The organism is Alcaligenes phenolicus (assembly GCF_032063905.1).
Taxonomy (GTDB): Bacteria; Pseudomonadota; Gammaproteobacteria; order Burkholderiales; family Burkholderiaceae_B; genus Alcaligenes; species Alcaligenes phenolicus.
Genome location: NZ_DAMBOE010000003.1, coordinates 318038 through 337805 on the forward strand (window position 1 = coordinate 318038; position 19768 = coordinate 337805).

At 56.7% G+C, this 19768-nt stretch carries 15 protein-coding genes; all 15 read left to right on the forward strand.

The window, feature by feature from the left end:
- Positions 1 to 323 precede the first annotated feature (323 nt).
- Positions 324 to 2582: a FepA family TonB-dependent siderophore receptor gene (locus tag U2949_RS07985; protein WP_051316288.1), complete on the forward strand. Its 2259-nt coding sequence runs from the start codon at positions 324 to 326 to the stop codon at positions 2580 to 2582.
- 234 nt (positions 2583 to 2816) lie between these two features.
- On the forward strand, positions 2817 to 4799 hold the full coding sequence (locus tag U2949_RS07990; RefSeq protein WP_321287060.1) for a ligand-gated channel protein: 1983 nt from the start codon (positions 2817 to 2819) through the stop codon (positions 4797 to 4799).
- Between the two features lie 175 nt (positions 4800 to 4974).
- Complete coding sequence (locus U2949_RS07995; protein ID WP_257722972.1) at positions 4975 to 6063, forward strand: hypothetical protein; 1089 nt, start codon at positions 4975 to 4977, stop codon at positions 6061 to 6063.
- Between the two features lie 69 nt (positions 6064 to 6132).
- Positions 6133 to 7167, forward strand: a complete 1035-nt coding sequence (gene selD, locus U2949_RS08000) for a selenide, water dikinase SelD (RefSeq protein ID WP_321287063.1) — start codon at positions 6133 to 6135, stop codon at positions 7165 to 7167.
- Positions 7167 to 8261: a tRNA 2-selenouridine(34) synthase MnmH gene (gene mnmH / locus U2949_RS08005; RefSeq protein WP_257722970.1), complete on the forward strand. Its 1095-nt coding sequence runs from the start codon at positions 7167 to 7169 to the stop codon at positions 8259 to 8261. The genes selD and mnmH overlap by 1 nt, the downstream gene beginning before the upstream one ends.
- A gap of 171 nt (positions 8262 to 8432) precedes the next feature.
- Positions 8433 to 10694, forward strand: coding sequence for a NosR/NirI family protein (locus U2949_RS08010; protein ID WP_257722969.1), 2262 nt, complete (start codon positions 8433 to 8435; stop codon positions 10692 to 10694).
- Positions 10695 to 10756: 62 nt separating this feature from the next.
- Entirely contained in the window at positions 10757 to 12661 is a 1905-nt protein-coding gene (gene nosZ / locus U2949_RS08015) for a TAT-dependent nitrous-oxide reductase (RefSeq protein ID WP_321287065.1), read from the forward strand.
- A gap of 7 nt (positions 12662 to 12668) precedes the next feature.
- Positions 12669 to 14009, forward strand: a complete 1341-nt coding sequence (locus U2949_RS08020) for a nitrous oxide reductase family maturation protein NosD (protein ID WP_257722968.1) — start codon at positions 12669 to 12671, stop codon at positions 14007 to 14009.
- Positions 13993 to 14904, forward strand: coding sequence for an ABC transporter ATP-binding protein (locus U2949_RS08025; RefSeq protein ID WP_321287068.1), 912 nt, complete (start codon positions 13993 to 13995; stop codon positions 14902 to 14904). Before U2949_RS08020 ends, U2949_RS08025 begins: the two co-directional genes overlap by 17 nt.
- Positions 14905 to 14907: 3 nt before the next feature.
- Positions 14908 to 15738: an ABC transporter permease gene (locus U2949_RS08030; RefSeq protein WP_321287070.1), complete on the forward strand. Its 831-nt coding sequence runs from the start codon at positions 14908 to 14910 to the stop codon at positions 15736 to 15738.
- Positions 15735 to 16250 carry a nitrous oxide reductase accessory protein NosL gene (locus U2949_RS08035; RefSeq protein WP_321287072.1) on the forward strand — a complete coding sequence of 172 codons (516 nt, stop codon included), beginning with the start codon at positions 15735 to 15737 and terminating at the stop codon, positions 16248 to 16250. Before U2949_RS08030 ends, U2949_RS08035 begins: the two co-directional genes overlap by 4 nt.
- 31 nt (positions 16251 to 16281) lie before the next feature.
- Complete coding sequence (locus U2949_RS08040) at positions 16282 to 17289, forward strand: FAD:protein FMN transferase (RefSeq protein WP_321287073.1); 1008 nt, start codon at positions 16282 to 16284, stop codon at positions 17287 to 17289.
- An 89-nt stretch (positions 17290 to 17378) separates the two neighbouring features.
- Entirely contained in the window at positions 17379 to 18950 is a 1572-nt protein-coding gene (gene pgi, locus U2949_RS08045; RefSeq protein ID WP_321287075.1) for a glucose-6-phosphate isomerase, read from the forward strand.
- A 118-nt stretch (positions 18951 to 19068) separates the two neighbouring features.
- The gene (locus U2949_RS08050; RefSeq protein WP_257722963.1) at positions 19069 to 19380 is read left to right on the forward strand and encodes an antitoxin; all 312 of its coding nucleotides are present in this window, start codon (positions 19069 to 19071) and stop codon (positions 19378 to 19380) included.
- Positions 19381 to 19385: 5 nt separating this feature from the next.
- Positions 19386 to 19766 carry a PIN domain-containing protein gene (locus tag U2949_RS08055; protein ID WP_239054822.1) on the forward strand — a complete coding sequence of 127 codons (381 nt, stop codon included), beginning with the start codon at positions 19386 to 19388 and terminating at the stop codon, positions 19764 to 19766.
- Positions 19767 to 19768 lie beyond the last annotated feature (2 nt).

Sequence of the window (19768 nt, forward strand, 5' to 3'; positions counted from 1 at the left end):
AGGACACATTCTCATCAAAAATGACCCATCGTGTCAAATAAAGAAATTATTGTCCTAAAAGTTTTATTTGCGGCGCTGAATGAATACATCAAGACGACCATCTACAAGGTTCAGACTATTTTCCTCCTCTGATTTTCATGGAAGAACTCAATAACTTTTCCTATAGAACAAATCCTGTCCAGATCATTTTCAATGCCCCTCTTCTCTGTCCGTGTTTCAAAAACCACACATTCGTCAGCTTTCTCGACAGGCGTCACATTTTTAAACACAATCCTGATCGCGAACAATTCTCATTCTGTTTATCGTTTACTAGGAAAGTGATTATGAACTTATTGGCGCCTCCGGCTCGCCGCCCGATCTTTGCATTGGGCCTGCTCGCCACGGCTTTGGCAGCCAGTTTCAGTGCTCAGGCACAAACTTCCAACGTCCGTGGTGGGGTCACCTCGCTGGAAGAAATTCGCGTCTTGCCTTCGGCAGAAGAAGCCGTCAAACAGGCTCCAGGCGTGTCCACGATTACTGCCGAGGATATTGAAAAACGCCCTCCCGCCAACGATCTGTCCGAACTGATCCGCACCATGCCCGGCGTGAACCTGACCGGTAACAGCCCATCCGGTTCCTACGGCAATAGCCGCCAGATCGACTTGCGCGGCATGGGCCCTGAAAACACCTTGATCCTGATTGACGGTAAACCTGTCAGTTCGCGCGACTCCATTCGCATGGGGCGCGACGGTGAACGTAATACACGGGGCGACAGCAACTGGGTGCCCGTCAACGCCATCGAACGCATTGAAGTGCTGCGCGGCCCGGCTGCTGCGCGCTATGGCTCCGGTGCTGCCGGTGGTGTCGTGAACATCATCACAAAAGCGCCTACCGATACCTTCTCCGGCTCGGTAACCGCCTACGGTCTGATTCCTGAGGACAGCGACTACGGCTCCACACGTCGTACCGGCTTTAACCTGTCCGGCCCCATTGCCGACAAGCTGTCTTTCCGCGTCTACGGCAATATCGCCAAGACAGATGCCGACAAACCCGCGTTGAACGCCCAGGCTTCCGGCATGGAGGTGAACGAAACCACCGTGCCACCTGCGGGCCGCGAGGGGGTACGCAATAAAGACGTTAACGGCTTGCTGCGCCTGGACATCAACCGGGACCACCGTCTGGAGCTGGAAGGCTCATTCAGCCGCCAAGGCAATATCTACTCAGGAGAGCGTCTGTTTAGCCGCAGCACGCAAACCATTGCATCACTTGCCGAAGATGGGGCTGAAACGAACATCATGTATCGTCGCGCCGGCTCGCTCAGCCACTATGGTGACTACGGCCAGGGCCGCCGCTCCCGCCTGACCTTTGCATATGAAGGCACGACCAACTCACGTTTGAATGAGGGCCTGGCCGGTGCCGTTGAGGGCAGCATCTCCAACCCCGGTGCCGGCTCTGTTTCCGAACTGCGTTCCCTGAACATCTCGGGCGAATACAACACACCCCTGCAGATCGCCAACAAGCACGTCTTGATGACGGTCGGATTCGAGCACCGCGATCAAAGCCTGGATGATGACTACGCCACTCGCTCTGGCCAAACCATCAACAAAAACACGGACTCCAAAAGCAAGGCCCGTACAACAGCCGCCTATGTGGAAGGCAATATCGAGCTGACCGACGCCTTGACCGTGACACCAGGAGTGCGGTTCGACCATCACAGCAAGTTCGGTGACAACTGGAGCCCCAGCCTGAACGCCTCCTACTTCATTACCGACAGCATCACCCTGAAGGGCGGTATCGCCCGCGCTTTCAAAGCACCTAACCTGTATCAGTCCAACCCCAACTACCTGTATCAAACACGGGGCAACGGTTGCCCGTACGACCCGGTAACTGGTCAACGCGTAAGCGGCCCTTGCTACATCTTCGGTAACGACAATCTGTCGCCCGAGCGCAGCATCAACAAGGAAATCGGTCTGGCCTACGACAACGCGGGCTGGGCAGCAGGTCTGACTTACTTCCAGAACGACTACAGCAACAAGATCGTGGCCGATATGGGCGACCAGACCATTCCAGATGCAGTAAACATTGGAGGCTCGCTGGTACGTCCCTTCCAGTGGGTCAACTCCGGCAAGGCCGTGATCCGTGGTCTGGAAGGCAACCTGACTATCCCGATTCTGGGCGAGAACGGTGACACGCTGAGCCTGAGCAACAACCTGACTTACATGATCACCAACAAGTCCAAGGAAACGAACCAGCCTTTGACTGTCATCCCCCGCTACACCCTGAACAGTACGCTGGACTGGCGCGTCAACGACAAGCTGTCCTTGCTGGCTACTGCCACGCTGTATGGCAAGCAAAAGCCACGTTCACACAATCTGTCCAACAACTCGGAAGTGAAAGGCGATGGTCTGCGTGAACGCGGTTCGTATGCCATCTTCGGTCTGAGCGGCGCTTACCAGGTGAGCAAGTCCACCAATATCCGTCTGGGCGTGAACAACCTGTTCGACAAGCGCTTGTACCGCGAAGACTCGGGTAGCGGCCAAGGTGCCAACACCTATAACGAACCTGGTCGTCAGTACTACGCGACATTGACTGCCAGCTTCTAATGCATCTTGCCGACCTCCGGGCTTGCTCCGAAGTCTGGAGGTCTGGCACACCATAACGTCGCTTTTTCACAACCAACATAATAATTACTCTCATTTCTATTCGAGTTATAAGGTTTCACGCTTGAACCGATAATGAGAATCGGTATCATTATTTCCGCTGTAAGGAAAATACTGCCGCCAAGAGCAACGCAACCGCAGCACACGCTAAAAACAGACACAAATTGGAAGTCGTCAATGAAATCTCTATTTACCGTAAAGCGCTTGCCGCTCGTTCTGGCAGGCGCTTTTGCTGCTAGTGGTGCCGTTGCTCAAGAAAGCACACCCGTCCAACTCAGCCCAGTGGTTGTTACCGCCTCAGGCTTTGAGCAAGACATTAAAGAAGCTCCTGCGTCGATTACCGTCATTACCCGCGAAGACCTGGAAAACAAGTTCTACCGTGATGCCTACGACGCTCTGCAAGATGTGCCTGGCGTCATTGTGACTGGCGGTGGTGACCGTCGCGACATCACCATTCGCGGCATGAGCTCCAAATACACACTGATCCTGATCGACGGCAAACGCCAAAGCTCGACCGAAACACGGACCAATTCGGACTCCTCCGGTGTGGAAGGCGGCTGGACCCCTCCCCTGTCCGAAATTGAACGTATCGAAGTGGTGCGCGGCCCCATGTCCTCGCTGTATGGCTCCGACGCCATGGGCGGGGTGATCAACATCATTACCCGCAAAGTACCCAAGGAATGGGGCGGTTCCATTCGCCTGGATAGCACCTTGCAATCGCACAGCCGCTCGGGCGACATCTTCCAAGGTAACTTCATGCTGGGCGGCCCGATCAAGGATGGCGTGCTGGGCTTGCAGATCTATGGTCAGCAAACAAATCGTAAAGAAGACGATATCTACAACGGTTATCGCAAACGTGAGTCCTTTGAAGTCGGTGCCAAGCTGAGCCTGACCCCTTCGGAAAACCACAGCTTTGTTCTGGAAGGCAGCACAAAGCGTCAAAAATACAATTCCACTTTGGGCAAAACCGTTGAGCCAATTGCTCCCGGCACGGCTTGCGGACGCTCCGGTTGCCCTGCCAGTTCCGAGACAGATTACCGGGGTGAAAAGGTCTCTTTGACTCACAGTGGTAACTGGGGATTTGCAACCTCTGACACCTACGTGCAACAGGAAGACTTCAACAACAAGTCGCGTGACATGCGCATCAAAAATACCGATGCACGTACTGCATGGGTTGCCCCCCTGGGCGAACATCTGCTGACGCTGGGTGCCTCCTACCAGCATCAAAAACTGAACGACGAAACCGGTAACCAGCTCACAACTGGAATCAACCGTATCAAACGCACCCAATGGTCGCTATTCATGGAAGACGAGTGGAGCCTGACCAACAGCTTCGCCCTGACCGGCGGCCTTCGCTACGACCACGACGAGAACTTTGGCAAGCACTTCAGTCCACGTATCTATGGCGTGTGGTCTGCCACAGACAACTGGACTATCAAAGGCGGTGTATCCACCGGCTTCCGTGCACCTGACCTGCGTCAAACCATCCCTGGTTGGGGCCAGGTCAGCCGTGGTGGCAATATGTACGGTAACCCTGACCTGAAGCCAGAAAAATCGCTGTCGCAAGAACTCGGCGTCATGTATGACAGTCTGGAGGGCTTCTCCGCTGGCGTGACTTTGTTTAATAACGATTTCAAGGACAAGATCACTCGCGTTGCATGCCCGGCCAGCAAATGTACCGACGGCCCTAACCAGTTTGGTTCCGACCCCACTACTTACGAGAACGTGGACAAGGCGGTAACCCGTGGTATTGAAACCAACTTCAGCTGGGATCTGGCTCAAGACTGGACCTTGAAAGCCAATTACACCTACACCCACTCCAAGCAAAAGAGCGGTCCTAACGAAGGTCAGCCTCTGAACCAGATGCCCAAGCACATGGCTAATGTCAGCCTGGATTGGCGTCCTACCGAGAAGATCAGCACATGGGCCCGCGTGAACTACCGTGGCAAGGAAAGTGAGCCCGTCACCTCGGCGTCTTCTTCGACCACACGTGCACCGTCCTACACCTTTGTAGATCTGGGCGGCACCTACAAGCTGAACAAGAACGTAGACCTGTACGCCGGTATCTACAACATCCTGGATAAACAAATCCGCTACGATGACTACAGCTACGTCGAAGATGGCCGTCGTTACTGGCTGGGCGTAGGCTTGCGTTTCTAAACGCCTTTAGTCCCTTCAAATGGCCGGCGCCTCTAGAGCCGGCCATTTTTATTTCTTCACTGCATTCGTCTACCTCACCCGACCGATAAGCTCTTCCTTCAGCCATAACAGCGCTAGACTAAAGCCTGGTTGGCCAGCTTTCTGGCTACAGAATCACCACATTCGGGAGCTGATCTTGTCGTCCACCGAGTCTGATCTCGCGATCTACGCCGGGCCTCGTGCTTATCGTCATATTCAAAGCAATGGTTTGCATGCCAAGGACATCAGCACACTGATTGGCAGCGCGGGTGGGCCCAAGGCTTTGGCGCTAACCGGGCTGGATCAGTATTTGTTTGGCGACTGGCTCAACACGCATGATGAGCCGTTGTGGCTGTTTGGCAGCTCCATTGCTTCCTGGCGTTTTGCCTGTGCGGCCCAGCGCGATCCGCACAAAGCCTTTGCGGACTTTGCGCAGCTTTATATACACAGCCCCTTTCTGCCCAAATCCACGGTAGCGGACATTACCCGGTCGACCCAGACCATGCTGAAAACCTTGCTGGGGGACGCCGACTCACAGGCTGCGATCCTGAACCATCCACGCTATCGCTTCGCCATTACCGTGGCACGCAGCAAGGGCTGGGCGGGTTCCCGCAACCCCAAACAGCTAGGCGCGGCCCTGCTCAGCTGCATGGTCGGCAATTATGTGCACCCTGCTATCCCGCATTGGTTCTTTGAGCGGGTTATCGTGCACGACACCCGCAGCCCCTTGCCCATTCACGGCAGACATCAAGACCTGGCTCGCTACGCCGCACTGGATCAGCACAATTTGTTCGAGACCCTGGCCGCCAGCACCGCTATTCCACTCGTGATTGACGGTGTGAATGCCGCCCATAACTGGCCTGCCGGTCTATACCGGGATGGGGGTCTAGTCGACTACAACTTCTGCGCTCTGGATCTGGACAGTCCTGGCCTGACCTTGTTTCCCCATTTCACTCAAAAGATCAGCGCCAGCTGGTTCGACAAATACCTGCCCCGTTGGCAAAAGGCTCGCCGCCGTCACAACCTGGACAATCTGATTTTGCTGTGCCCGACCGAACGTTTCTATCGGCGTCTAAAAGACCGCAAAATCCCCGATCGCTCCGACTACAAGCGTCTACCCGACGCAGAACGGCGTGTTGCCTGGCAAAACTCCGTCGAACAAAGCCAGCGACTGGGCGAGCAATTTGCACAGTGGGTGGCCGCCGACCAGTTGGTCCAGCGTGTTCGCCCCCTGCTCTTTCCGTAGCAAAAGCCTGCAGGGCATTGAGGCAATTTAGTATCATTTCATCTTCAACCTCTTTCTTGGTACGCGCTCATGGATACTGCCATTCGTCTGACCCAATACAGTCACGGAGCCGGTTGCGGCTGCAAGATTTCTCCCAAAGTATTGGACATTATCCTGGCGGGAAGCGGAGCCCAGAACGTGGACCCGAACCTGTGGGTAGGCAATACATCACGTGATGATGCGGCTGTGTACGGCTTGAATGAAGAAACAGGCGTCGTCTCGACCACCGACTTTTTCATGCCCATCGTGGACGATCCGTATGACTTTGGGCGCATTGCCGCGACCAACGCCATCAGCGATATCTACGCCATGGGTGGTAAACCGATCATGGCCATCGCCATTTTGGGCTGGCCCATCAATGTCCTGTCCCCTGAAGTCGCCCGCGAGGTCGTGCGTGGTGGGCGTGCGGCTTGCGATGCTGCTGGCATTACCCTGGCCGGTGGTCACTCCATTGATGCCCCCGAGCCCATTTTTGGGCTGGCTGTAACGGGCGTAGTTGATAAAGGCCAGTTAAAACGCAACGACACCGCAACCGAAGGCTGCCTGCTCTATCTGACCAAACCCCTGGGTATTGGCGTGCTGACCACGGCCGAGAAAAAAGCCAAGCTTCGTCCTGAAGATCAAAACCTGGCACGCGACTGGATGTGCACGCTCAACAAACCCGGCAGCCGCTTTGCACAACTTCCCGGTGTTCAAGCCATGACCGATGTGACTGGCTTTGGTCTGCTGGGCCACCTGATCGAAATGGCAGATGGCAGCGGCCTGACCGCCCGTCTGAATCTGGACCGTGTGCCCCTATTGCCCGGCATTGAATACTACCTGCAGGAAGGCTGTGTACCCGGCGGCACGCAACGCAACTTCGACAGCTACGGCCATCGCATCGCTCCTATCAGCCAGGATCAGATCAACATTCTGTGCGACCCACAAACCAGCGGCGGTTTGCTGATCGCCGTGGAGCCTGCTGCCACTGCCGAGTTTCTGGCAACAGCACAGGAATTGGGCCTGACCCTGGAAGCCATCGGGGAATTCATCCCCGCCAAAACCCACGCCGTCGAAATCGCTTGATGCGTCCTGATACCCACCACTACCGCGAGCTGTTCCTGAACGATGTGCCTTTGATGGACGCTCGCGCTCCCATCGAATTCAGTAAAGGCGCCTTTCCCGGCGCATTGAACCTGCCACTGATGAACGACGAGGAGCGTCACCTGGTGGGGATCTGCTACAAGCAACATGGCCAGGATGCCGCCATTGCCTTGGGTAACAAGCTGGTCAGTGGCCAGCTCAAGCAAGCTCGCCTGCAGGCCTGGGCGAAATTTACGCAAGACCACCCCGACGGCTACCTGTATTGCTTTCGAGGCGGTCTGCGCAGCCAGATCACACAAACCTGGCTGCGCGAAGAGGCAGACATTCCCTATCCCCGCGTAGTGGGCGGCTACAAGGCTATGCGTGGCTTCTTGCTGAACAATCTGGAACAAACCGTCGGCAGCGCCCGTTTTCAGGTACTGGGCGGCATGACTGGCACCGGCAAGACCGATGTCCTGCAGCAGCTTGATAACAGTCTGGACCTGGAAGGCTACGCGCATCATCGTGGATCCAGCTTTGGCAAACACGCCACCAGCCAGCCCAGCCAGATCGACTTCGAGCATCGCCTATCGATCGCCATGCTCAAAAAAACGGCCCAAGGGCACCAGCACTTCGTCCTGGAAGATGAAAGCCAAACCATAGGCCGTTGCAGCCTGCCACTGGGCCTGTACCGAGGGATGCAGCAGTGGCCCATCATCTGGCTGGAAGATAGCCTGGAAAACCGCATTACGCGCATCGTGCGCGATTACGTCCAGAACCTGCACGCGGAATACACAGCCCAACACGAGCCACAAACAGGCTTTGCCCTCTTTGCCGAACAACTGCGCCAAAGCCTGGCCCGCATTACCAAGCGCCTGGGCCATCAACGCTACCAGCAACTGGCCACCATCATGGACGAGGCCTTACAGGAGCAGGAGCGCAGCGGCGCGCTGGAGGGTCACCGGGAGTGGATCGGCGGTTTGCTGACGCAATACTACGACCCCATGTACGCCTATCAACGCGAACAAAAAGCGGAACGGATCATTTTTCAGGGTGATGCCGACGCGGTCCTGAATTATTTGCGTCAGCAAGGCTGAACCTCATCTAAAGCCCGGCCAGCAAAGCCTGCCATCATTCCTCACGGATCAAGGACTGACTGACGCCGACCCACATCCACTCTTGTCAGAATCTGTCCTTGCTCTGACACAAAGAGTAAACAAAGGGTAACCCCTACCATCTCGCAAGAATCTTGTTGCAGGTGGTAAGAAATGACGTCCCTCAATCGCGTTGCCCGGCATGTTCAGTTCCGTATTATCTGGCTCCTGCTTTTTGTACTGGCAGCCTGTCTGAGCAGTCCTCCGGCACACTCCAGTTCGCGCATTGCCCATTTCTTGCCGGACATTGCCCTTAACGAGATCTTTCCCACCGCCACCCACACCAGCGAGCCCGCAGGCACCTTACCTGTTGCCAAGGTCTTTAAGGATCAGGAACAGCTAGGGTATGTGTATGTGACGACCGACATCGTTAACACCCGTGGTTACTCCAGCTTCCCCATCGACACCCTGGTCGCCATGAGCATGGATGGCAGCATCGTCGCTGCCAAGCTGCTGGAGCACCATGAACCCATTGTCTTGATCGGCATCCCCGAATCGCGGGTAGAAGCCTTCATTCAGGGCTATGTGGGCCAGAATTACATCAAGAACCGTCCCAAACCCGGCGCACCACCACCTGTCGACATTATCAGTGGCGCCACCGTGACCTTGATGGTGGTCGGTGACAGCATCATGCGCTCTTCCCAACTGGTGGCCCGGCAAGAAGGCATAGGCCAGCCTGCCGCCCCCGCCACGGCACCGGCGGCAGTCAAACGCAGCATAGACAGCAGCAATCAAACCATTGCCAGCTGGGATGAGTTGCTCCAAAGCGGTGCCATCCAACGCCTGCACGTCAGCGTGGCCGACATCAACCAGGCCTTCATCGACAGTGGCCGTACAGAAGCCGCCGCCCATCCGCAGGAAGGCGATCCACAAGACACTTTTATTGATCTGTACGCCGCGCTGGTCAGCGTACCCAGCATTGGTAAAAGCCTGCTGGGCGAATCTGACTACACGTACCTGCAGCAAGAACTGAAACCCGGTCAGCAAGCCATGCTGGTCGTCGGGAACGGGCTGTACTCCTTCAAGGGATCAGGCTATGTACGCGGCGGGATTTTTGACCGTATCGAGATCGTCCAGGATCTGGATAGCTTTCACTTCACCGATCTGGACCACCAACGTCTGCCCGGCGTAAAAGCCGCCAATGCCCCTGACTTCAAAGAAGCCGCCCTGTTCAAGATTCCGGCTACCGCTACCTTTGATCCGGTCCAGCCCTGGCGGCTGCAACTGCTGGTCCAGCGCGTGCTGAGCGTCAAGGATAAAGCCTTTGTCACGCTGAACCTGAATTACCAGCTTCCTGATGCCTATTTGACAGCGCCCCCTCCAGCAGCAGTTGCAGCGGCCCCCGATGCCGCAGAGCACGATGACCTGGAAACCGCCGGCGAGCCTTTGTACAAGCAAATCTGGGCGGGCAAGAAAGTGCAGATTGCCGTGCTGCTGCTGTCCTTGCTGACCTTGGGTGGAGTCTTCTTCTTTCAGGACACGCTGACCAAGCACGAGGTCTTTTACCAACGCTTTCGCATCGGCTTTCTGCTGTTCTCCCTGGTCTGGATTGGCTGGTACGCCTCGGCCCAGTTGTCCGTGGTGAACGTACTGACTTTCTCCCACGCACTGCGCACCGATTTCCGATGGGAGTACTTCCTGATGGATCCGCTGGTCTTCATTCTGTGGATCGCTACCGCCATCTCCCTGATTTTCTGGAACCGGGGTGCCTTCTGTGGCTGGCTCTGTCCCTTTGGGGCGCTGCAAGAGCTGGCCAACAAACTGGCCCGCTTCCTGCGCATTCCGCAAATCAAGGTAGCCTACAGCGCCCATAAGCGCCTGGTGTCCATCAAATACGTGATCTTCATTCTGCTGTTTGGCTTTGCCCTGTACGACATGGCCGTGGCGGAAAAGATGGCCGAAGTCGAACCCTTCAAGACCGCCATTATCCTGAAGTTCATCCGCGACTGGCCCTTCACCATCTTTGCGGTCTTGCTGCTGATTGCCAGCCTGTTTATCGAGCGCTTTTACTGCCGCTACCTCTGTGCCCTGGGCGCTGCCCTGGCTATCCCTGCCCGCTTGCGCATCTTTGACTGGCTGCGTCGCTACCCCATGTGTGGCAACCCGTGTCAGCGCTGTGCAAGCGACTGCCCCGTCCAAGCCATCGAGCCAGAAGGCCCGATCAACCCCAACGAGTGCATCCAGTGCCTGAACTGCCAGATGCTGTATCACCACGAGAAAAAATGCCCGCACCTGATTCAAAAAATCGCCAAGCGCAAGCGAGATAAACCGGCCCCCGTCGCCGTTGCCAGCTCGCTGCAAGACGATGCTGCTGCCCGCCCTACCGTGCGTCCACGCAGCGTAGACAGTACCGATTCCACGCCAGCCACGCCGTGAGACGGCTGGGCGCGCCCCAGCGCCAAGTCGGTCACGTCATCACACAAAAGGAAGATCACACCATGTCCGAGAACACACAGGATAAACACGGCTTGAGTCGCCGCGCCTTTCTGGGCACCGCCGCCTTGTCAGGTGCCGCAGTCGTCAGCGCGACCCATATTGGCAATGCCCTGGCCGATACGAAAAAAGCACCGGACGGGCAAAACGCCCACATTGAGCCGGGTGAACTGGACCAGTACTACGCCTTCAACTCCGGCGGTCAGTCCGGCGAAATCCGCATCATGGGCCTGCCCTCCATGCGCGAGCTGATGCGCATCCCGATTTTCAACATCTGCAGCGCGACGGGATGGGGCATTACCAACGAAAGCCGCCAGATCATGCGCGCCAACCTGACGCCTGAAACCCTGGCCTTTGCTGACTCCCTGGGCGGCATCCTGCCTAACGGCGATGCTCACCACCCCCATATGTCCTTTACCGACGGGACTTACGACGGACGCTTCATCTACATCAACGACAAGGCTAATAACCGCGTGGCTCGCGTACGCTGCGATGTCATGAAGTGCGACAAGATCATCGAGATCCCCAATGCCGACGGCATCCACGGTCTGCGCCCCCAACGTTATCCCCGCACCGGCTATGTGTTCTGCAACGGCGAACACATCGTTCCCCTGCCCAATAACGGCACCATCTTCGGCAACCCCAAAGAGAACTACTTCTCAGTCTTTACCGCCATTGATGGCGACACCATGGAAATCGCCTGGCAGGTGATCGTGGATGGCAACCTGGACAACTGCGACGCCGACTACCAGGGCAAGTACGCCTTCTCCACCTGCTACAACTCCGAAAAGGGGCTGGACGTCGGCGAGATGAGCGCCAACGAGCAAGACTGGGCCGTGGTGTTCAACCTGAAGGCCATTGAAGACGGCGTCAAGAAAGGCGACTTCAAAGAGATGCAGGGCGTCAAAGTACTGGATGGCCGCAAAGGTTCGCGCTACACCCGCTACATTCCTGTGCCCAACTCCCCGCACGGTTGCAATGCAAGCCCCGATGGCATCCACGTGGTCTTTAACGGCAAGCTCTCGCCCACCGTCACCATGATTGACGTGCGCCGCCTGGACGACTTGTTTGCCGACAAGATCAAACCACGCGACTGCGTAGTGGCAGAGCCTCAACTGGGCCTGGGGCCACTGCACACGGCCTATGACGGCCGCGGTAATGCCTACACCACGCTGTTTATCGACAGCCAGATCGTGAAGTGGAACATGGCCAAAGCCATTGAGGCCTACCAGGGCAAGGACGTAGACCCCATCATCCAGAAATTGGACGTGCACTACCAGCCCGGCCACAACCACACCACCATGGGCGAGACCAAAGAGGCCGATGGTAAATGGCTGGTGTCGCTGAACAAGTTCTCCAAAGACCGCTTCCTGAACGTAGGCCCGCTCAAGCCAGAAAACGATCAGCTGATCGACATTTCGGGCGACGTGATGAAGCTGGTCCACGATGGCCCAAGCTTTGCCGAACCACACGACATGCTGCTGGTTGCAGCTGACAAAGTACGACCCAAGCGCGTCTGGACTCGTGACGACCCATGGTGGGATGGCGCACGGAAAATGGCTGAAAAAGACGGCGTCACCCTGGAAGGCGCGTCCAAAGTCATTCGGGTTGGCAACAAGGTACGGGTCTACATGACCGCCGTGGCACCCGTATTCTCCGTGCCCAGCTTTGAGGTCAATCAGGGCGATGAGGTAACCGTCGTCGTCACCAATATGGAGATGATCGAGGATTTGACCCACGGCTTTACCTTGTCCGGCTACGGCGTTGCCATGGAAATTGGACCGCAGCAAACCAGCTCGGTCACCTTCACGGCCTCTCGCCCCGGTGTGCATTGGTACTACTGCCAGTGGTTCTGCCACGCCTTGCACATGGAAATGTCCGGTCAGATGAATGTGAAACCCAAAGCCTGACGGTGACATGAAGCCTTTCCGCCTGCTCCCCGCCCGTGCACGATGCCTCAGCCCAACCCTGGTGCTGAGGCTGGCCTTCAAGCCGCTTACGATCCTGGCCCTTGCGGCCAGTGGTCTGGCTGCTCAAGCGGCCACCATTGAGGTGCCCGCCGATACCGCGCTGCAAGCCGCCATCGATGCCGCCCAAGCCGGCGACATTCTGGTGCTGGCTCCCGGCACGTATCAAGGCAATATCATCGTGAACAAACCTTTGACGCTTCAAGGCCCCAGCAACCGGCAAGCCGTGTTGATGGGCGAACGTGAAGGTCGCACGGTGTGGGTCCAGGCGGAAGATGTGCAGATACGTCAGATCACCGTACGCAATTCCGGCTTGAGCCTGCCGGATATGGATGCGGGCATCTTCCTGGACAAGCCCGCCCATAACGCCCTGATTGAAAACAACGACATCCTCGACAATCTGGTGGGGGTATATGTCTGGGGACCCCACAACGCGCTGGTGCAACACAACACTATCGTGGGCAATAAAGAGCTGCGTCTGAATGAGCGCGGCAATGGCGTGACCGTCTGGAACTCCCCCGGCTCACGCATCTTGTACAACGATATTTCCTGGGGTCGCGACGGGATTTTTTCCAATACCAGCCGCGACAACGTGTTCAGCCACAACCGCTTTACCCAGCTACGCTATGCGGTGCACTACATGTACACCAATAACAGCGAGGTCAGCAGCAATGTCTCCATAGGCAATGACATTGCTTATGCCCTGATGTTTTCGCAGTTCCTGACGGTACGTGAAAACATCAGCATCAACAGCACGCATCAGGGTTTGATGCTCAATGCCGCCCAGCAATCGACCATTACCGACAATATTGTGGACGGGGCCGAGAAAGGCGTTTTTCTCTACAACGCCAACTTCAACAAGATCTCCGGCAACCTGATTCAGAACACCCAGATCGGGGTGCACTACACCGCCGGCTCCGAAGGCAATGAGATCACGGAAAACGCCTTCATCCAGAACCAGAATCAGGTGAAGTATGTGGGCACCCGCTACCTGGAGTGGTCCAGCAAGGACCGGGGCAATTACTGGAGCGATCACAGCGCCTTTGACCTGAACGGTGATGGCATCGGTGACACCGCTTATCGCCCCAATGGCCTGATTGAACAACTGGTCTGGCGAGCCCCTTCCGCCCGTGTGCTTTTGAACAGCCCCGCCGTCTCCATTGTGCGCTGGGCGCAAACCCAATTTCCTGCCATTTTGCCCGGCGGCATCATCGATAGCGCACCGCTGATGCGTGCGCCCGAGAATCCCGTCTGGGAGCGCTACAAGGCCAATCATGACTCCATCCAATAACTGTACGGCCCCTGTCGCGCTGGCCAATGTCAGCAAGCTGTATGGCCAGCAGCGTGCCGCCAACGCGGTGAACTTCGAGCTTTACCCCGGCCAATGCACGGTGCTGGCTGGCCACAATGGCGCAGGCAAAAGCACCGTCATCAAACTGATTCTGGGCCTGATCCGTGCCGATGAAGGCAAGGTCACCTTGCTGGACCACGATGCGGGTTCATCCCAGGCTGCCCGGCTGCGAGCCCATATCGGCTACCTGCCTGAAACCGTCGCCTTGCATCCTGCCTTGACCGGCACCGAAACACTGGCGTTTTACACTCGTCTGAAAGGGCTGCCGACCAGTGACAACCAGGCCTTGCTGGCACGTGTCGGCATTGCACAAGCGGCTCACAAGCGCGTGGGCACCTATTCCAAAGGCATGCGCCAACGCTTGGCACTGGCTCAAACCCTGCTGGGCAAACCTCGTGTGCTGTTACTGGATGAGCCCACCACTGGACTGGACCCGGCCTCCCGTCTGCTGTTCTACGAGATCGTGCAAGAACTGCGCGATGCCGGGGCCACCATCCTGCTCAGCACTCACGCTCTGGCAGAGATGGAACGTCTGGCAGACCGCATCATCGTGATGCAACAAGGACGCAAGATTGCCGATGGCACCTTGTCCGAACTGCGCCAACACGCTGGCTTGCCGGTACGTATTCGCCTGACCGTGGAGCAAATCCCCGACTCTGTTCCACAGCACTGGAATGTCATCGGTGCCAATCGCCTGGAGCGTCATTGCACCGAAGCCGAAAAAATCCAGATTCTGCGCGAAGCGCATGCCATTCAAGGATTAACCGACCTGGAGCTGGAATCCCCCGGTCTGGACGAGTTGTATGCGCACTTTTTGAAGCGCGAGGATTACTAAGCCATGAACCCTGTCCTGATCATCATTCAAAAGGAAGTGCGCGATGGATTGCGCAACCGTTGGGTACTGGCAGTCACCCTCTTGCTGGCCGCACTGGCTTTGTCTCTGGGTTTTCTGGGCAGCGCCCCCACCGGCAGCGTCAAGGTAGATCCGTTGACAGTCACGGTTGTCAGCCTGTCCAGCCTGTCTATTTTCCTGATCCCGCTGATTGCCATGCTGCTGTCCTACGACGCCATTGTGGGCGAGATCGAACGCGGCACCATGTCCTTGCTGCTCAGTTACCCCGTCCATCGCTGGCAAGTTCTGGTTGGTAAATTCCTGGGCCATGCCCTGATCCTGAGCCTGTCTACGGTGGTGGGCTACGGTTTGGCTGGCGTCACCTTGCAAGTGGCTCATGGCGGCCTGGACTTCAGCGTATGGACGCCCTTTCTGGCGATGATGGGGGCCAGCATTCTGCTCGGTGCCAGCTTCCTGTCCATGGGCTATTTCATCAGCACCCTGGTCAGAGAACGGGCAACGGCGGCCGGACTGGCCATCGGTATCTGGCTGTTTTTCGTGGTGATTTATGACATGGCTCTGCTGGGTGTTCTAGTCGCCGACCAAGGCGCCATGATCACCGCTTCCTGGCTGAACATCATCCTGCTGCTCAACCCCACCGACGTGTACCGCCTGCTGAATCTGACCGGCTACGAGAATGTCGCCATGTTTGCTGGCATGGCCGGTTTAAGCGAACAGGCTCGTCTGCCTGCCAGTGTGTTGATGAGCGTTCTGCTGCTGTGGATCGCCGTGCCTTTTGGTCTGGCAAGCCTGGTATTCAAAAGAAAAGCACTATGAAAAAACTGCGCACTCTTCTGTTGCTGTGCCTGGGTCTGATACTGGCTGCCTGCAGACAACCGGAGCAGGTGCAAGCCCCGCCGCCTCCCGTCGTCCAGATCCCACAAACCGCTGTGGGCCACTACTGCGGCATGTACCTATTCGAGCATCAAGGCCCTAAAGGACAAATTCTTCTGCGCGAACGCGAAGCGCCACTCTGGTTCACCACCATACGTGAGGTCTTTGCCTACACCATGCTGCCTGAAGAATCCAAAGCCATTGCCGCCACCTATGTGCAAGACATGGCCCAACGTAATCCGGACGGCCAGTTCCCCGAACAAGCCTGGATACCGGCACAAGATGCCTGGTATCTGATCTACAGCCGCTACACCGGTGGCATGGGCACCATCGATGCCCTGCCTTTTAGCCAGGAGCAAGCCGCCAAGGATTTCCAGCAACAGCATGGCGGCCAAGTGGTTCGTTTTGCCGAGATGCCGGAGAACTACATCTTTGGCGCAGTCGCGCTGCCTTAAACGCTTACCTTCCTGATCCCAGGTATTTGCCATGACTTCTACTCCTGTTTCCCGTCGTCGTTTTATCGGTATCGTGGCCGCAACCAGCGCCCTGACTTGCGTGCCATGGGCTGCCAAAGCAATGCAAGCGGCCTCTACCCCGCTCAGCTCCTGGCAAGGAGTGGCGTTGGGTGCGGACGCACAACTGCATATCCATCATCCCGACCCGGTTTTTGCGCAAACCTTGATCGATCAGGCCCTGTCCGAAGTGCGACGGCTGGAACGGATATTCAGTCTGTATGAAGAAGGCAGCGCCTTGCGACGCCTGAATCACGATGGTTATCTGAAGCAAGCCCCCGGTGATATGACACGACTGCTGCTGGAGTCACAGCGTCTGAGTAAATTAACGAATGGGGCCTTCGACCCGACAGTGCAGGTGCTCTGGGATCTGTATAGCCAAGCGGCTCAGCGCAACACTAAAACATCCATTCCTGATGCTGCCGAGATCAAGCAGGCGCTGAAACAAGTCGGCTACCAAGCCATCCACATTCAGGATGACACCATCCAGCTACAGTATCCCGGTATGGCCCTGACCCTGAACGGGATTGCTCAGGGCTACATCACCGATCGCATCACTGAACAGCTGAAACAGGCAGGCCTGGAGCACGCTTTGGTCGATATGGGCGAGATACGCAGCCTGGGCATGGCTCCGGGAAACCGTCCCTGGCGCGTCGGTCTGGCAGGCGATCAAGCAGAGCCAGCCAGCTTGTTGCATCTGGATGTACACAATCAGGCAGTCAGCACCTCGTCAGGAGCAGGCACAGCACTTAGCCGGGATGGCTCCGTCACCCATCTGTTCAACCCCGCCAATGGTCAGGCCCGTCCTTTGTATCGCAGTGTCTCTGTCGTGGCTGGAAATGCCACCATTGCCGACGCCCTGTCCACAGCCTTTTCCTGGATGTCGCCACCAGAGATAGCCCGGGTACTGGCTAGCGATCCTGGTTTGCAGGCATGGGTGCTGCCCTACGATGGTGATCAGCTAGTACGGATGCACTCGTAAACACCAAGACAAACCCGCTTACCGGCAGACGCTCAAGCCCGATAAAGCCTCGTACAATGGCGGTTTCGTCTACTGCAGGCCAAATCCCCATGCCCCTGAACGCTGAAACCCTTCCCTCTGCCGCCCCTTTACCCGGTCTGCCAGAATGGACCGGGTTCTGCCAGGCAGCACACCAGTCCGACCGATATGCGTTGGACCTGCATTGCCTGAAGGCAGCAGGCTTGCAAGTGGACTTGAGTGGACAGAGGCATTCGCCGGAACTTCAAGCAGCCGGAGCCGCTCTTTTGGCAGCTCGCCATTTCGACACGGCACGCAAACAGTTACTAAACGGCGGCATCGTCAACGGCACCGAACAACGCGCCGCCTGGCACAGCGCCCTGCGCGCCCCCGCCCCCATGACGGAAGTTGCCAAGGAACGCGAGCGCATGAACGAATTCGTGCGCGTCGCCGACTCCGAGCGCCGCTGGCGCAACATAATCCATATTGGTATTGGTGGCAGCGACTGGGGCGTGCGCCTGTCCCTGGCAGCCTTTGGCTATCGCCACAGCTGGCGCAACGTACGCTTTCTGGCCAATATCGACGGCCATGCGCTGGAGCATGCACTGTCGGGGATGGACCCTCACGACACTCTGATCGTGATCGCCTCCAAATCCTTCACCACGACCGAGACTCTCAAGAACGGACAGCGGGCCCTGGAATGGCTGCAAGCCGCTGGTGTTGCCAACCCCTACGAACAAATCGTTGCAGTCACCGCCCGCCCTGAAACGGCCTCCAACTGGGGCGTGCCACAAAAACAAATCTTCCAGTTCTGGGATTGGGTGGGTGGACGCTTTTCACTATGGTCTGCTGTCAGCCTGACCACGGCCCTGGCTGTCAGCAGTGATGTCGTCGCTGGCATGCTGTCGGGCGCTGCCGCCATGGACCAGCACTTTCAGGAAGCCCCCATCGCCACCAACGTGCCCGTACAAATGGCATTGGCAGGCGTGGTCAACCGCAGTGTGCTGGGCTATGGGTCCTTGAACGTTTCACCCTACGACTTCCGCCTGGGCAATCTGGTGCCCTACATTCAACAACTGGATATGGAGTCCCTGGGCAAGTCCGTCACCACCAGTGGAGAACCCGTTGGCTTAGCCACCGGCGCAGCTGTCTGGGGACTGGCTGGAACAGACGCGCAACATACCTTCTACCAATGGCTGCACCAAGGCAGCGATGGTGCTCCTGTGGACTTTATCGTGTGCCAGCAGGCGGATCACAATCAGGCCGAACACCATAACCTGCTGCTGGCGAACTGCCTGGCGCAGCGCGAAGCCTTGATGCGCGGCAAAACCTACGAGCAAGCCCTGGCCGAATGCGCACAGCAAGGTCTGGGTGAGCAAGCGGCCGAACTGGCCCACCACCGCGTGCACTCGGGCGGGCGCCCCAACACGCTGATCGTTTTGCCCCGCCTGAATCCCTTCTCACTAGGCGCCTTGCTGGCCTTGTACGAGCACAAGATTTTTGTGCAGGCCTTGATCTGGGGGATCAATCCCTTCGATCAGTGGGGGGTGGAATACGGGAAAGTATTGGCTAACGGGATTTTGCAGGAGCTGTCGGGAGAGAAAGAAACCTCTGCCGAACATGATGCGTCTACACGGCATTGGATAGAGACTTTCAAGAACTAAGGCTATCCACTTAGCTGCCCCTGCCCAACCTCATTATCTATCAAAGACCTAGGGCACTATTTTCTCATCAGCCTCCACGTGTATACTATTCGTATATACCAAACCCATGGAGGTAACTATGCGTACAAACGTAAAACTACCCGCCAAGAAAGTTCACCCCACCAACAAGACAACAAGCGTGTTCATGAGTGGAAATAGTCAAGCGGTGCGTCTACCTGAAGGTTTTCGATTCGAAGGGAAAAGAGTCTTCATACGACGAGACCAAGAGTCTGGAGATGTCATTCTGTCCTCAAAGCCAAGAGGCTGGGATCACTTCCTTAATGTTGCCGCTAATAATGACCCTGCTGAATTCGAAGGTTTTCTGGAAGATCTGAACAGAGATCAAGAACCCGCCCCCGAGAAAGATCATTTCGCAGGGTGGGAAGAATGATCTACATGCTAGATACCAATGCTGTTTCCAATGCTGCCATGAACAGGGGCAAAGTAAGAGAAACTATGCTGGGACACAGTCCCAGCAATATTTTTGTATCTAATATTGTGCTTGCTGAACTGATGTATGGGTTTGCCAAAAAGTCCAGACCTACCTTGCAGGCGACAACAGAAGCCCTGCTAAGCACGATGACTGTGCTGGATTGGGATGATTCCGTTTCCGATGTTTATCCGGCTTTCCGTGTAGCCATAGAAGCCAAAGGTCGCTCACTCTCGTATATGGACATGTTGATTGCAGCCCATGCCCATTCAATAGGGGCCATCTTGGTGTCCAGCGATGCGGGAATGCATAACGCCCTGGCAAACAATGTTGTTGATTGGTACTAGGA